At 36.7% G+C, this 14,449-nt stretch carries 12 protein-coding genes and 2 pseudogenes; 4 read left to right on the top strand and 10 right to left on the bottom strand.

Translation table 11 applies throughout. The annotated features are described in order from the left end of the window. Positions 1 to 29: 29 nt before the first annotated feature. The 6 genes from LIT25_15675 to LIT25_15700 form a co-directional block, all read right to left on the bottom strand. On the bottom strand, positions 30 to 1,343 hold the full coding sequence (locus LIT25_15675) for an MHS family MFS transporter (protein ID USK32062.1): 1,314 nt from the start codon (positions 1,341 to 1,343) through the stop codon (positions 30 to 32). Positions 1,344 to 1,376: 33 nt separating this feature from the next. Further along, on the bottom strand, positions 1,377 to 2,057 hold the full coding sequence (locus LIT25_15680; protein USK32063.1) for a FadR family transcriptional regulator: 681 nt from the start codon (positions 2,055 to 2,057) through the stop codon (positions 1,377 to 1,379). A gap of 367 nt (positions 2,058 to 2,424) precedes the next feature. Then, on the bottom strand, positions 2,425 to 3,111 hold the full coding sequence (locus tag LIT25_15685; protein USK36302.1) for a class I SAM-dependent methyltransferase: 687 nt from the start codon (positions 3,109 to 3,111) through the stop codon (positions 2,425 to 2,427). A gap of 56 nt (positions 3,112 to 3,167) precedes the next feature. Continuing rightward, complete coding sequence (locus LIT25_15690) at positions 3,168 to 3,614, bottom strand: NUDIX domain-containing protein (protein ID USK32064.1); 447 nt, start codon at positions 3,612 to 3,614, stop codon at positions 3,168 to 3,170. Beyond that, a complete protein-coding gene (locus LIT25_15695) occupies positions 3,611 to 4,099 on the bottom strand; it encodes a GNAT family N-acetyltransferase (protein ID USK32065.1) in 489 nt (162 codons plus the stop codon). The genes LIT25_15690 and LIT25_15695 overlap by 4 nt, the downstream gene beginning before the upstream one ends. An 83-nt stretch (positions 4,100 to 4,182) precedes the next feature. Then, positions 4,183 to 5,406: an MFS transporter gene (locus tag LIT25_15700; protein USK32066.1), complete on the bottom strand. Its 1,224-nt coding sequence runs from the start codon at positions 5,404 to 5,406 to the stop codon at positions 4,183 to 4,185. A 381-nt stretch (positions 5,407 to 5,787) separates the two neighbouring features. Here LIT25_15700 and LIT25_15705 point away from each other — a divergent pair, with 381 nt between their 5' ends. Beyond that, positions 5,788 to 6,558, top strand: a complete 771-nt coding sequence (locus tag LIT25_15705; GenBank protein USK32067.1) for a hypothetical protein — start codon at positions 5,788 to 5,790, stop codon at positions 6,556 to 6,558. 257 nt (positions 6,559 to 6,815) lie between these two features. Continuing rightward, a pseudogene (locus LIT25_15710) lies at positions 6,816 to 6,998 on the top strand (divergent PAP2 family protein). Positions 6,999 to 7,983: 985 nt separating this feature from the next. Here the strand turns inward: LIT25_15710 and LIT25_15715 are convergent. After that, positions 7,984 to 8,844: a hypothetical protein gene (locus tag LIT25_15715; protein ID USK32068.1), complete on the bottom strand. Its 861-nt coding sequence runs from the start codon at positions 8,842 to 8,844 to the stop codon at positions 7,984 to 7,986. A 225-nt stretch (positions 8,845 to 9,069) separates the two neighbouring features. Between LIT25_15715 and istA the strand changes: the two genes are divergently transcribed. Both istA and istB read left to right on the top strand, forming a co-directional pair. Next, entirely contained in the window at positions 9,070 to 10,272 is a 1,203-nt protein-coding gene (gene istA, locus LIT25_15720; GenBank protein ID USK32069.1) for an IS21 family transposase, read from the top strand. Continuing rightward, complete coding sequence (gene istB, locus LIT25_15725) at positions 10,269 to 11,024, top strand: IS21-like element helper ATPase IstB (protein USK32070.1); 756 nt, start codon at positions 10,269 to 10,271, stop codon at positions 11,022 to 11,024. The genes istA and istB overlap by 4 nt, the downstream gene beginning before the upstream one ends. 103 nt (positions 11,025 to 11,127) lie before the next feature. Here the strand turns inward: istB and LIT25_15730 are convergent, their stop codons facing one another. The 3 genes and pseudogenes from LIT25_15730 to LIT25_15740 all read right to left on the bottom strand — a co-directional run bounded on the left by LIT25_15730 (position 11,128) and on the right by LIT25_15740 (position 13,621). Continuing rightward, positions 11,128 to 11,481 carry a hypothetical protein gene (locus tag LIT25_15730; GenBank protein USK32071.1) on the bottom strand — a complete coding sequence of 118 codons (354 nt, stop codon included), beginning with the start codon at positions 11,479 to 11,481 and terminating at the stop codon, positions 11,128 to 11,130. 210 nt (positions 11,482 to 11,691) lie between these two features. After that, positions 11,692 to 12,616 (bottom strand): annotated as a pseudogene (locus LIT25_15735) (transposase). Positions 12,617 to 12,805: 189 nt separating this feature from the next. Then, the gene (locus LIT25_15740) at positions 12,806 to 13,621 is read right to left on the bottom strand and encodes a lipid II flippase Amj family protein (GenBank protein USK32072.1); all 816 of its coding nucleotides are present in this window, start codon (positions 13,619 to 13,621) and stop codon (positions 12,806 to 12,808) included. Positions 13,622 to 14,449 lie beyond the last annotated feature (828 nt).

Raw genomic sequence — 14,449 nt, forward strand, 5'->3', positions numbered from 1 at the left:
GGATATCTTCCCCATTCAATCGTATTTTTTTACATGGCCTTGCTTTGCGGCTGACCATCTGTATCAATGGGTCTTGTTTCACGGGTAAACGAAACCGCAATTAATGAGATGATTGACGCAGCGATTATATAAAGGGCAACGGGAACAAATGAATTATCATATGCATTCAGCAATGCAGTTGCAATAAGTGGAGCTGTACCGCCGGCAATAGCAGCCCCCAGCTGATAACCAACTGTTACACCTGTATAGCGGACACTTGTTGAAAAAATTTCCGAAAACATCGTTCCCAATACAGCAGTAATAGGTGCCCAAATGATTCCAAGCCCAATAATTGTTGCGACTGTTAACCAAAGGACAGAATCTAATGATAGTAAGTAAAAGTACGGGAAGGCGAATAGGATCATGGCTACGGTTCCACCTATATACAGCGGCTTACGGCCAACCTTATCTGATAATTTACCCATAAACGGAATCATGATCGTTGTGATCAGAGTTGCGATTGTAACTGCATTCAATGTAGAGCTTCTTTCAAACCCAAGGGTACCGGTAGCATATGAAATAATAAATGTTCCAAAAATATAGAATGGTGCTGTTTCAACTACTTTGGCCCCTACCGCAACAAGGACTTCTTTCCAATGATATTTGAACGTGTCAATAAGCGGCACTTTAGAAATATTGCCTGATTCTTTTGCTTCCTGGAATGCTGGAGTTTCGTCTATGCCGTTACGAATCCATAATCCTATAAATACTAACAGCGCGCTTAAAATAAACGGCACCCGCCATCCCCAGGCTTCAAATTGTGCATTAGGCAATAGAGTCATGAGCGATATCGATAATGTTCCAAGCAGCAAGCCGATCGTTACTCCCATTTGTGGAATGCTGCCGAAAAATCCCCGCTTTTTAGGAGGTGCATACTCTGTAGCTAATAATAGTGCTCCCCCCCACTCACCGCCAATACCCAGACCTTGAATTAAGCGCAAGGTGATTAGTAGAATCGGAGCCCATATACCGATCGCTTCATATGTAGGCAGGAAGCCTATTAATACAGTAGCTCCTCCCATTAACGATAGTGTCATGACAAGCGTCTTTTTCCGCCCAATTTTATCCCCAATGTGACTGAAAATTACTCCGCCTAACGGACGAATGAAGAAGGGAAGTGCAAAGGATGTGTACGCAAGCATTAATCCGACAACCGGATCACCTGATGGGAAATACAACTTGCTGAAAATAAGCGCAGCGATTGTTCCGTATAAAAAATAATCGTACCACTCAATAGAACTTCCTATTAAACTAGCTATCAAGGCTTTTGTTGCTATTTTTTTATCCCCTTTGTTTTGAGCCATTTCGGCACCTCTCCGTTTTATATTATTTCCCCTTTAAAATAATTCTTTTACTCTTGATTCTACGACATCTATCATTTGGTTTAATGCTAATCTGGCAAGTTCTGGCTGTTTCTTTTTTACGTAAAAATAGATATCTTCATGAAAGTGATAGGTATCTGCAAAAATGGAATTAGAATTTTCATTTCTTCTCCAAAATTCATTAAACGATTCGTATACAGTGGCAATCATTTTGTATAAGACAGGATTGTGTGATGCTTCATAAAGAGTTTGGTGAAAATCTAAATCAGCTTGAACAGAATCTTCACTTAAAGTTTTGACATTTTCAAAAATTTTCAGATTTGTTTCCATTTTGACCAACTGTTCCTCTGTTGCTCTGTTGGCAGCAAGTTCTATTGCTTGCCCTTCAAGCCCCCTTCTTACTTCACATAACTGAAGCAAAAAGGTCAGCTCACTTTCAATAAATATACGGGTTTGAAGCTGATGAGCATTTGCATCCTTTACAAGGATTCCTTTTCCATTCACAATTTCAACGAAATGTTGAGCCTCAAGTTGTCGAAGTGCCTCTCTTATGCTAGTCCGGCTAACGCCAAACTTCACTGCAAGATCAGCCATAGATGGCAGTTTATCACCCTTTTGAAACTTGTTGCTTCGAATCAGTCTTTTAATTTCTCCTGCTGCTAATTCATGTACCAATTGTTTTTTAACTAGAGGCATCTTCCCCCTCCCCTTCATGCTATCTACCTGTCATATAGGTCATTATATAATGAATTATATAAATTTTTCAAATTTTATTTTTATTAACATTTAAGATTAAACATACAAAAATAGAGTAATCCAATAAAATCAATCAGGATCAAAGAAAAAGCCCAAGATTCAAGCTATCTTGGACGTTTTCCTGTTTTTTAAATTGTTGTTATCAATCTTATCTTGCGGCGAACTTCAATGGATGAAAAAATGGCAGGAATATCACATACTATATCACATGATGAAAAACGCAATCGCAGTTATACTAGCCATTTTCCCCAGTTCTAGCAATCTAATAATTCATACATTCAAAACGATCAAAAGCGAGACTGAATATTTATCTAAGCGGCTTTTCACATAAAAACTGCAAAAACAAAGGAATTCTCATTCTTCTTTTATATTCCTCAGGGTCATCAAAGTTTTCAGCTTGCGGTGTAGCCTCTTTTAGCCCAGCAATCACGAATCCTGCATCCTGTAAACCTGTAAAATATTCTTCTGTGGTCCGGTGGTACTTTACTACTTTTTCACCAATCCATGGTTCTGTCCGTTTTCCGGAGTGAAAGTAATCATCGACAATCCAATCAGATCTTTTGCCAGATTGAGTCATGCTTTTAAATGAAGAAGTGAGCAAAGGGTGCTGCACGCTGAATACAAATTTGCCGGCAGTCTTTAATGTTTGATAAACCTTATTAGCGATTACACCGAAGTCTTCAATATAGTGGAGGGCTAATTGGGAGACTACAGTGTCGAACTCAGACGGCGGAAATTCGTAGCCTTCCATCTTGGATTGAATAATCCGTCCGTTAGTTCCATTTAAGGTTTCAGCCGCTTTTTGGCACATGTTTGCAGATCCATCTATCCCAATATAAGAGCTGCACTTCAGCTTCAATAAATCGATTCCAAGAGTGGAATCTCCGCAGCCTAAATCTAAAATGTGCTTTCCGCTTACCTCTCCCATTAATCCAAGCAGTGAGGGTTTTTCTAAAATGGAGTTTGGACTTTGCGGTCTGTGCCTTCTTTGCATAAAACGATCAAAAAATTCCCAATCATCGTAAGCAGCTGACCCTTTGTATTCCACATTTAGTTTCCTCCTTTCTGTGTCAGCAGTTCCAGCAGGTTTTCAGGAACTAATCTCAGGTTACCATCCTGAAACTCACTTAAAGATTTCCAATAAAGCTTAAAAATTGTGCCATTATCTTCTTTTCCTTCAAATGATTCCAGCTCATAATAGGTTGGATCAGTAAATTCGGCATGACAGACCTGAACGATTTCATGCCCCTGACTGCCGTTATAACTAAAGATATTCTCAATTGTTCCTATATAAGAAATATTGGAAATGACTGCACCAATCTCCTCATCAACTTCTCTTTCGAGCGCAATAGAACTGCTTTCTCCAAACTCTATACCTCCGCCGATCGGGCGGTAAAAAAAATCCCCCTTGCTTTCGTCAAAACCTTCAGCAACTAAAATCCGGTTGTTTTTTTGAAACGGACAAATAACTAATGGGCGAATGATTCCCTTCCTCATGCTTTCTCCTCCAAACTTAATCTTTTCACAAACAGAACACGATCCTTGTTTTCCCCGTCGTAATTGGCCGTTGCATGTACACCATTTACAATCTTGTCTCCATTTTCAATTTCAAACCCCATCTTCTTGTGAAACTGGATAGAACCTGTATTTACGGGAGATGTGATACAGCGGACAGTCTGGCATCCATGCTGCTTTACTAATTTGAAAAACTCATTGTAAAGCCTCTGTCCTACCTTGTTTTTTCTAAAAAGCGGATGGACGCCGACAAAGTGGATATATGCTTCTCTTTGCTTTGATTGAGACAGAAACCCAATTAAAAAGCCGATGATTTGTCCGTTTTTCTCCATGATTAAACTAGTATCTTGAAAATGATCAAAAAACAGCTTGGGAAGCATATATGTCATCTTTCTTCCGCCCCACCACTCATCTAGCAAAGGAGAAATGAGATAGAAATCTTTTGAAGACACATACCGGAGTTTCATATTTATTACCTTTCTTTCCTCGCGAAAAAGGCGCCTTTATAAAAGAATCGCCATCGCTTGATAAAAAAATCGAACTCATGATTTCAGCCTGAAATTATATCAGTTGTATCTTTGAAGAAATGTGTTTTAGAAGGGATTATCACAGTAATAAAAAGAATGGCGGCAAACAAAACACTAATGGCTGAAAAAATCTGGCACACAGTCTGCAGCGTGAACCATTCTGCTGTTAATCCAAGAATCAGCGTTAAAACAATTTGAATGATCCCCTGGATCATCTCCGCAACACTTCCGAAGCGTCCCATAATCTCAACTGGCACATTGTTTTGAAAAAAAGTCGCATACCCTGTGCTCGCAAATGCCATGAAAAAACCTAAAAAGATAAAAGAGAGTGTTGCCGTTAAAAAGCTGTATGAACTGTAAAAAAACAAATAACCGACTGAAGTCAGCAGCATCCCTGCCCCAATATAAAAGTTGAGCTTCAGTTTATTTGCCGCGAGTGCAGCAGCTCCTGCCCCTGCAAGTGAACCAAGACCCGTTAAACTCACGATGAGTCCATAATCTTTGTCTGTGAGATTCAGATGCTGTTTTATGAATGTAGCCTCTTGAGAATCAAGGGCAAATCCGATGAGCATGGCTGTTTGAAATAATAGATAGACTGTTATAAAAAACACAGCACCCTTTCCAAATTGAATTACCGCGTTCCAATCAGCAATTAGAGTTTTAATTCTGATTGGATCTCTTGCCTGTTCAAGCCTTTCATCCACATTTGGAAGCAGATAAATGAAGAATGCGCATGCAATAAATGTGAACGCATTAATGAATATGCACACATCTGTTCCAGCATACATGATCAGAAAACCCGCTATGGCGGGACCTGTTAAAAATGCGCCTGAACTTGTCATACTCATGATAGAGTTAAAACGTTTTCTCTTATCAGAAGGAATCAGTTTCGTTATGTATACAGAAGAGCTTGGTCCAAAAAAGGAACCAGCGATATTAATTAAAAAGACAGAGAGATATATTGTCCATAATGAGGATAAAAAAGGAATACTAAACACTAAAACCCCTCTAATCACATCCACTGCAATCATTAATTCCCGCTTGTTCACTCGGTCTATCACACTGCCTGACCAAGTATTTGTTACAAGAACAGCAATAGGCCGGATCATATATAGACCAGCGACCGCAGCCGCAGATCCTGTCAGATTTAAAATAGAGAGATTAATCGCAATTAAATAAATCCAGCTGCCCAAATAGGATATGCCGATCCCCGAAGTAAGCAGAACAGGATTTTTCCAATTTCCCATAGCATCACCTTGCTTAAAGTTTTATTAACTATGTCAATGATACCATTTTGATCAACTAAAAAGTCTATTAATTGTGAATATTAACCAAAATCTATTTGCTGAGAATATGTTCTATTCCTTCTGAGCGGTTATTCCATTTTTATTAGATAACCCTTTAAACTCCTCATAAAATACACGTTATAGACCATTGTGGTCTTAAATTCGGTACCATCAAATTCAACCGCTCTCCTGGCAAGACCCACAGCGCCCTATTGCCACTCCAGATGTTCCGATCCTGGTTCTCATCCCCCTCCTATTTCTTTTTTTATTTCAACACATGATGCCATTCGCTTTTTTTCCTTTAAGCCAGCCTGTACAATAGAGGGGAAAGGACGTGAGAGCATGGCAGTCATTTTGCCTCATATTGAAGACGCCAACTTAACAAATTATATTCCTCCGGCTGGAGAGTATGAATTATTTGATGATGAAGCCCATTTCGAAAATAAAGTGAAAGAATGGGGCCTTAGAGTAAAAAAAGAGTACTGGTATAAAGACAGAACCCATCAGAGGATTGTGACTTTAAAAGGGTATCAAACATTTGGAGACACCTCCTCTAATCATACAATCATCATTGAATTTCAGGACGGCAATCTTTCTTGTATCCACCCTGCTTATTTAAAAGAAATGCAGTCTTCAAATTTCGGAAAAGAATTGAAATCGGAGCCTGAAGCTGAAAAAGCGGAACCTAAAACTGAAGCTCCTGCCAAACAAGCTGAACCTGCATTAGAGACAAAAGCTCCTGCAAAAGCTGCCAAAGAGAAAAAAGAAAAACCGGCCAAGCTTGTTCTGCCTGATGACAAAGTTCATTTTACAGGCAAAGTGAAGCAATTTGCCCTTAGCTGGAACCATTTTAATGAAGAAAATGATGAAGTGGTTGTACTTGAAGATGTGCATATTGATGGAGATGAACCGATCGAAGTCGGACTTGCCTGGTGTTCACACAGCAAAACACTGAAAAAGTTTGAATTGTCTCCTGGAGACGATCTCGATTTTAACGGTAAAATCGTAAAGAAGAGCCTTCCTAAAGGAAAAGAAGTGGAAGATGAAGCTTTGCTTTTAGATGTATCAGTACCATATAAAATTAACAATCCGTCTAAAATTTTTAAAAAATAGAAGCACACCTTTTTGGGTGTGCTTTTTGATTGCTGCACACGTTTTGGTGTTGGCACTTATTAAAATACCTTTCATGTGAAAAAATTGTAAAGTGGTCACATAAAAACAAATCATGAAAATTTCTAAAAAATCGATAATAAATCCCTCTCTTTAGAAAATAATAACGTTTAGATTCATCTGCCAAGGGTAATTATGCTACATCAGAGTTTAGCCTGCATACAGCGCACTTACTACTTATACGAGGTGAATAACTAACGATGAAGAAAATGAATAGAGGACTAATTACATCGATCTGTGCAATTGGAATAGCGCAGGGCCTAAAAATTTTTACTTACAATAGATTATCAGGGAAATGGGATCTTAAACAAGCAGTCACAACAGGCGGTATGCCCAGCTCACATTCCGCCGGTGTTGCGGCACTCTCCTCTTATGTTGCTGCAAAAAACGGAACGACATCCATTGTTATAAAGAACGATTTGAACTAAACTCTTACCTTACGTATTTGTTCCATCAATTTCATGATAATGTTCCGGGTCAGTCGGAAGATAAAATGGTCAATTAATAGAATAACCAAAAAGGGTAAAAAAGTAAATAGTTTAGCGACCTTGTTATTCTGATTAGAGAAGAAACAAGGTCGCTTTCTGAAGGGGAAATTTTTAAAAAGAGACCTTAAGACAGATTTTTTTCGATTGATTGACGTTTTTTCATGCGTTTTTTCTCATGTTTAGAAACAATAATCTCCTCATTCGCAACTTTGTTAAAGAAAGCTTTTGCAGCATCAAGAGGTAAAGTTACTAAGACAGAAAGGGGGACGTTATAGATTGTTTCAGAATTTGTAAATCCTTCTGTCTGTATCCATTTAAAAAAATCCTCAAAATCTAAAAGGTAGTTAAGTTGGGTAGAGTTTGTTTACTTAGTGAAGAATTATCCAATGGAAATACCTCCATATATTGGCTAAAAATATTATAGCAAACGTTTGTTTTGATTTCTATAATCAATTATTCGTAAAATTGATATTATACACGAAATTTTTTCCTGCTAATCTGCCTTCTCTATGCTGCTTTTAAACCATTAGCTTTTTGGAACCTAACTACAGCCTTTTTGTTATAGGACCAAAATATGTTGTTGTTGCATTATTTAAAATAACCTTTTTTTTCAGTGGTTCTTGTAATTGATGTCTTATCTCCCAATTCAGCACTACCAACAATTGGACTATTTAATAAGGCACCTGTTAAGACACAAAAGATGGGATTAATTTTTTCTTCCCCTACTTAATATACGTTATACGTTACGAGCATAACTTACACTGTCTGCTCCATATTAAATTATTTACTATAGATAATATAATAAGATCTCTTTGATTTTTTTAAGTCATATAGCTTTCTTCATAATCAAAAAAGACCAAAAATTTTGGTCGTAAATAAATTAGTTTTGTTCTTTTAATTTTCTCAAATCACCAGGCGTAAGTCTATAAACCTTAATAATTTCTTCATCAGACACTAACCCCTGATCCATGAGCACCTTAATTGCCTTTAAATAGCCTTCTTTTTCAGCTTTTTCAACCACTTCTTTTTTGAAATCTTCAAATACAGCACCCATACTTAACACCTCCCAAAGGTTGTTTAACGTATTTTCATTCATTTCTTTTACATGAAATGCTAATATGCTTCCTAATATTCTGAAACGGGCTTGCTCATCATTGAGCTCTTTCAACAACTTACTAATTTGATTGACACGATCATTGATACTATCTTTATTATCCATCAAAGGATTATATATTAATTCTAATTCTTCCTGAGAAGTTAATTTAATATCTGGGTCTAACTCAATTTTCCCCTTTAGTACCTCATAATATAAATCACCCTGATGTTTTCTTAGAAATACGGGTTCAATTATATATGTTATGCTGCCGGCATTGAATGAGTATTCTACGTTGTCAGGATTAACTTTATTTGTATATATCACAATGGTCCTAATTATTTCTACATCTTTATGTTTATTATACAAATATGCATCGTATTCGCAAAACCTTCTTATATCGTCTTTTGAAAATGTGCTCTGGAACTCAATATGCAAAAGAGAATTGTCTGTAAGTCTAAATAAACAATCTGCTGCATCATCTTTCGTTCTGACAGTTGCTATATCTGTGTTCTCCACATATTTTACTTCGGCCGTATCGATATTAAATATTTCTAAAGGTTTTGTCCCCTTTGGAAATCCATTAAATAACATTTTTTGGACGATATCTTTGTTATTCCAATGTATATCATATCTTTCATCATGCAACATCATTCACCCTATTTCATTTCCATAATTTTATTGTTATAAATGTGTCTTTTGAAAAAGTGTTTGATAATAAAGAATTAAGTTTTTTGATTAAAATTTCATCTAACGCGTTAATTAATATTTAAAAGTGAAAAGTTGTTAAAGCCGATGTTAAAATCCACAATATAGCCGGAATAAAAATCCCCATTTAAAATAGAACCATAGGTTTGAGAGGAGCTATGGTTCATGATTACAAGAGGGGATTTTTTTATGATTAAAGATATGTACAAGCGAGGAATGTCTATTTCTGATATTGCAAGAGAACTAGAGCTAGATCGTGGAACGGTTAGGAAATACATAAACTCTTCTGTAGCTCCTTCAAAGCAAAAGCGAACAAAGACAAAAAGCAAGTTGGATTCATACAAGGAATACCTTCATCAACGGATGCTGGAAGATGGCGTTTTTAACGGTGAACGCTTATTAGATGAAATCAAACAATTGGGATATACCGGAGGGAAAACGATTTTAAAAGATTACATTAAGCCCTTTAGAGATAAGGAGAAGAAGAAGTATTCTGTACGATATGAAACTTTACCAGGTGAACAGATGCAGGTGGATTGGAAAGAGATTGGAGAAATCATTCTAAACGGAGAGCGAATAAAGCTTTCTATGTTTGTTGCAACATTAGGTTACTCCAGAATGAAATATGCGGAGTTTACAACGTCTCAAGATCAAGAACATGTCCTTCAATGTTTGATTAGCAGCTTTAAGTACTTCGGCGGAGTTCCGCAGAAAATACTGTTTGATAATATGCGAACAGTGACAGATGGACGTGAACAAGGAATCGTGAAGTGGAACGCTCGATTTGCGGAATTTGCAGCCTATTACGATTTTATTCCTAAAGCCTGCAAGCCCTATAGGGCTAAAACGAAAGGCAAAGTTGAACGAGCGATTCAATATATCACAAATAGCTTTTATGTTGGAACTACATTCGATTCCATTGAAGATATTAATCTTCAAGTAGAACGTTGGCTTGACGGAATTGGCAATCGCAAAAAGAATGATACCACAGATGTCCCTCCACAAGAACGCTGGTCGGAAGAAAAGCTTAGTTCATTACCAAAAATCAATTATGACACGAGCTATCGCGTCTATCGTAAGACACATTTTGATAGCACCCTATCTTATAAAGGACACAAGTGGCTACTCCCAAAGGAATTTGCATTAAAGGATATCCTGGTTAAAGAATCATTAACTGGAGTACTTCGTTTCTTTTATCAAGGTGAAGAGATTACAGCATTTCAAACACCAGCATCAGTCATTTCATTAGCTGATCAAATAAAAAAGAAACAGAGTGCCGTGGTTGCCGCCCCGCATTCTGTTCCCGAAGTATCCGTCAATACTCGTCCTCTCTCCGTTTATGACGATCTCTTGAGAGGTGAATCATGAACGAGAAAATGAAAGAGTATTGCCAGAAGCTGAACTTGTCCGTAATCGCTGAACAATGGTCAACGCTTTCCGATCAAGCAGCTAAAAATAATGTACCATATTCTTCGTTTCTCTTCAGCCTTTTAGAGGCAGAATTTATTGAAAGACAGCAAAGAACGACTAAAACACTGATAAAACTTTCAAAACTTCCGTTCCGAAAGACGATGGATGAGTTTGACTTTACTGTTCAACCTTCAATTGACGAACGGAGAGTAAAAGAACTGATGACATTATCATTCTTGAAAAATCATGAGAATCCTATTTTTCTAGGTCCACCAGGCATTGGGAAAACTCACTTGGCAGTTTCTATTGGGCTGCAAGCTATATCACAAGGCTACAAAACATACTTTATATCTGCACATGACTTAGTATCACAATTAAGGAAAGCTGATCTTGATCAGCAGTTAGAAAAGAAACTGCGTTCTTTAGTAAAACCTAGTCTTCTAATCATTGATGAAATGGGTTTTATGAAACTCGAACATTATAGTGCTCATTATTTATTTCAAGTCATTGCCCGACGGTATGAGAAAGGTTCAATTATCTTAACATCAAACAAGTCATTTGGAGACTGGGGAGATATTATTGGTGATCCAATCATCGCGACCGCTATGTTAGATAGACTCTTACACCACTCAAGAATATTTAACCTAAACGGAGAAAGTTATCGTATGAAAGAAAAGAAGCTGCAGAAGGAAAAACAGAAGGGTTCGTAAGAACTCCTTCTGGGGATTTTTAAACCGGACATTTTGGTGAAGTTATAACCGGCCTTGACAAAAGGTTCTTTTCAGGGTATACAAGTCTTGATTAAGCACAAATTCAAGAGACAAATAGGAACAATTTCATGTTCTGTTTTAAACCATCCTGTACTTTTTCTGTATAGTCAATCCACCTGTATTTCTCAATCTTCATGTCGAGTCTAGTGTTTATCTCATTTTCAATATCTTTCATAAGTTTGTACATCTCATCCACTGACATATGAAAATGAGTGGCTGCTTGCTGATAGGGTGACTTCTCTACAAGGAGGGTTAAAAACTGCTCTTTTGTTTCACATTGTGATGCCAACTTATCCTCCATGCTTTCAATGTATTGATAAACACTCTTTTTCTTATGTGGAAGATTTGCAATAATATCACGCGTAAAGATATTCATTAATTTTTCGTTCAACAACATTAGCACCTCCTGAATCACGATCCTTAATTCAAAACGTAATCGTTTCGATTTAAATTATACTATACATGTATTATAAAGAGCAAAGCAACAAAGATTTAGGTAACTTTTTATAAATGTTGTATGTATATTGGTCTTGTTATTAATCCTCTGAAGGGAGAATCTTGGGGTACAGACACATCGCTATCAAGCTAACAAAACAAAATACCCCTTCCCTACTTCTGAAAAGAAGCCAGCTACAGTGTCCTTGCCGATTCCTGTGATGGCCAACATTTGTTGAACACCTGGTATCCGTTCAAGGAGTCCATCAATATCAGATTCTAGTTCTTCGAACTTTTCATTTATTAATTCATACTTGTCTAGTAAAGTGCGAAGCTCTAATTTAGCCATCCTTGAACCTTCACGAATACCAATAGAGTCTTTGGCTACTCGTTTAAGTTCTTGAATTTTACTGAGTCCAACCGCACGTTTTACAGCTTTTCTGAGATGAATGAGGATCTCTTGTTCCGAGACTATCTCTAACTCATGTGGTAATACATTTAACTTTAATAATTGTAGTGATGCTTTTCCTTCCCAATCTTTAAACACTGTTAAGAATTCAGGGAAATATCGATCTAACCAGTTATGAATTTGCCCCTGCACAGCTTGTAAGTCAACAAATAAGAGATCGCGAATTTTTCCTTGCCACACGAAGTTCTGCATAAACTCCTTGTGGAATATTAGGTTCGGCATATCTTCCATCTTTGACTAGCTGTGCTATGACTTTAGCGTCCTTCACATCATTTTTGGTTGGAGAGTTATCATCTAATTCTTTAGATTTCTTCACATGCATAGGATTTACAACGACAAACTTAATCTCCTCTTCTTTCAGAAAATGAGCGAGGTTGAGCCAATAATGACCTGTCGGCTCCATTCCAATAATCACCTTATTCATGCCTTGTTGTTTCATCAAATGTTTTATCCAGCCTAAAAAAAGATCAAAATGTGATTTGGTATTTTCAAAGTGACAAGGTGCACCAAACTCTAGGCCTCTAAAGTCTTGAGCACGAGCTACATGCTTGTACTTCGCAATATCTACACCTATAATCAGTGTTTCAGAAGTAATTTGAGCAATCTTTTCATTTTGGTTATAATTCATTTTGAAGGCTTCCTGGTATATATGATTTGTCCTTTTCGCTGCCCAGCTTCAGGACACTCATATCATACCAAGAGGTTATTTTTTTGTTCAAACCTCATTTTTCTTCATTACAGGAATGCTGCCCATTCCTCAATAAGAAAAAGCGATCACGTTGTGCTGCAATCGCCCCCGATTGTTGAATAAGTCTTGTTATATCCATTTAGCAAACCAAGCAACATAATATGCAGCAGGGATAAAGATAAGTTGTGCCAGTAATGTACCCACGAATTTTGAGCTTATCATAGTTAATGAATAACTTTTTAGAAAAATGTATTTACTCTCATTTTTAACCACTCTATCAGCTAGAACCGATGCTTTTGGATCTATGAATAAAGTCAATAAAATGGTGGCAATACCGTTAATAATGCCTGAAGACATTAAAGCAGCTTGGGCATAATCTTTCGGGACTAACATTGAAGCATATATAGAGGATAGTACACCTATTGTAAAAACCGCAGATATTATAACATTGATAATAAAAAGACGCTTTGGAATGGTGCTTAAAGTAATTCCATTAAGATAGGAGATTTTAGGTAGTCTAATACATTTATAAACCTTTTTAAATCCAGTTAAATTAAAATGCTTAATTAGCAGAGACACAATTGAGCCTCTTTCTTTTGAAAGTTGAATGATTGCTCTTGAGAAGATTGAGATAAATGTGGGGAATAGCAGAATTCCTACTAATACACCTAAAGATGTTACACCAATAAGTACACGGTACTGTTCTTCAATAAAAATTAATTTGTTTGTATCTGGTGCCTCTGCAATGAGCTTGGCCGTTAAAGGCTGCTGGATCATTGTAGAAAATCTCGATAATATAACCATTGTGCTGAACAAAGATAATGCTGTCGCTATAAGCTTTACTCTAGCTCCGGATATTCTGGTTGAGTAAGCTAATGTTTCAATGATTGTTATTATCAAAAGAAAAATAGAAATCAAAATTACTTTGCCTGTAATTAATTCCATTTTGATTAATCCTCCACGTTAGAATACTACCAATTATTTCAATTCATATATATTAACTCAAGCTTTAAGAGTAAAAAAAGCTTATCTTTTTACAGTTTAAGCTCCCTTTACTTCAATAAAAAGAGGCGACACTTTGTTAAACAATCGCCCCCGATTGTTGAAGAAGAACAATTTGTTTATATGAAGTTTTCCCAAAATAAATGCCTTATATCATCTACCTTTTGAACCTCTCTCCTGAACCATTCCATATTCCCAGCAAATCTCTCAGAACAAAGGAACTCGATCCTTCCCTTTCGATTCCCTTGTATGCATCTAAGTACTCCTTTATAAATAGGCTTGCTATTGGTTTTTTCTTGATAGGTAATTGCATAGGGAACAATTTCGTAATGGTAGTTAACTTCAAGTGAATCAAAATAATTCCCTAAAATTTGCTCTTTAATTCCCTTATAGGTTAAATCATCTATACCCATCGAATGACGGATGTTCCGTCTGAAAGTTGAACTTCCATTTTAATGAAGTTACCGACTTTATCTTTTGATACTTCAATAATTTTAAAATTATTTATAATAATGACACATCCCCTTTACTGTGCACTTAACCTGACCTCTGCTTTCTCTTGATACCAATCATTTCAAAATGACAATAACTAATTGTAAGCAAAAGAGGCTTGCCTTTTTCAAGATAAGCCCCCGATTGCTGAAGATCAATAATGTTGTATTATTAAAGAAAAGCGCCCTTTTCTTGAAGACCCGATATCAAGATAATATTAATGCATAACATCACGATCTTCTGTTTTTGCTCCGGTTTGAGGAATAGGATTATCGTATT

Origin of the sequence: Bacillus sp. F19 (assembly GCA_023823795.1) — a bacterium.
GTDB lineage: Bacteria > Bacillota > Bacilli > Bacillales > Bacillaceae > Bacillus_P.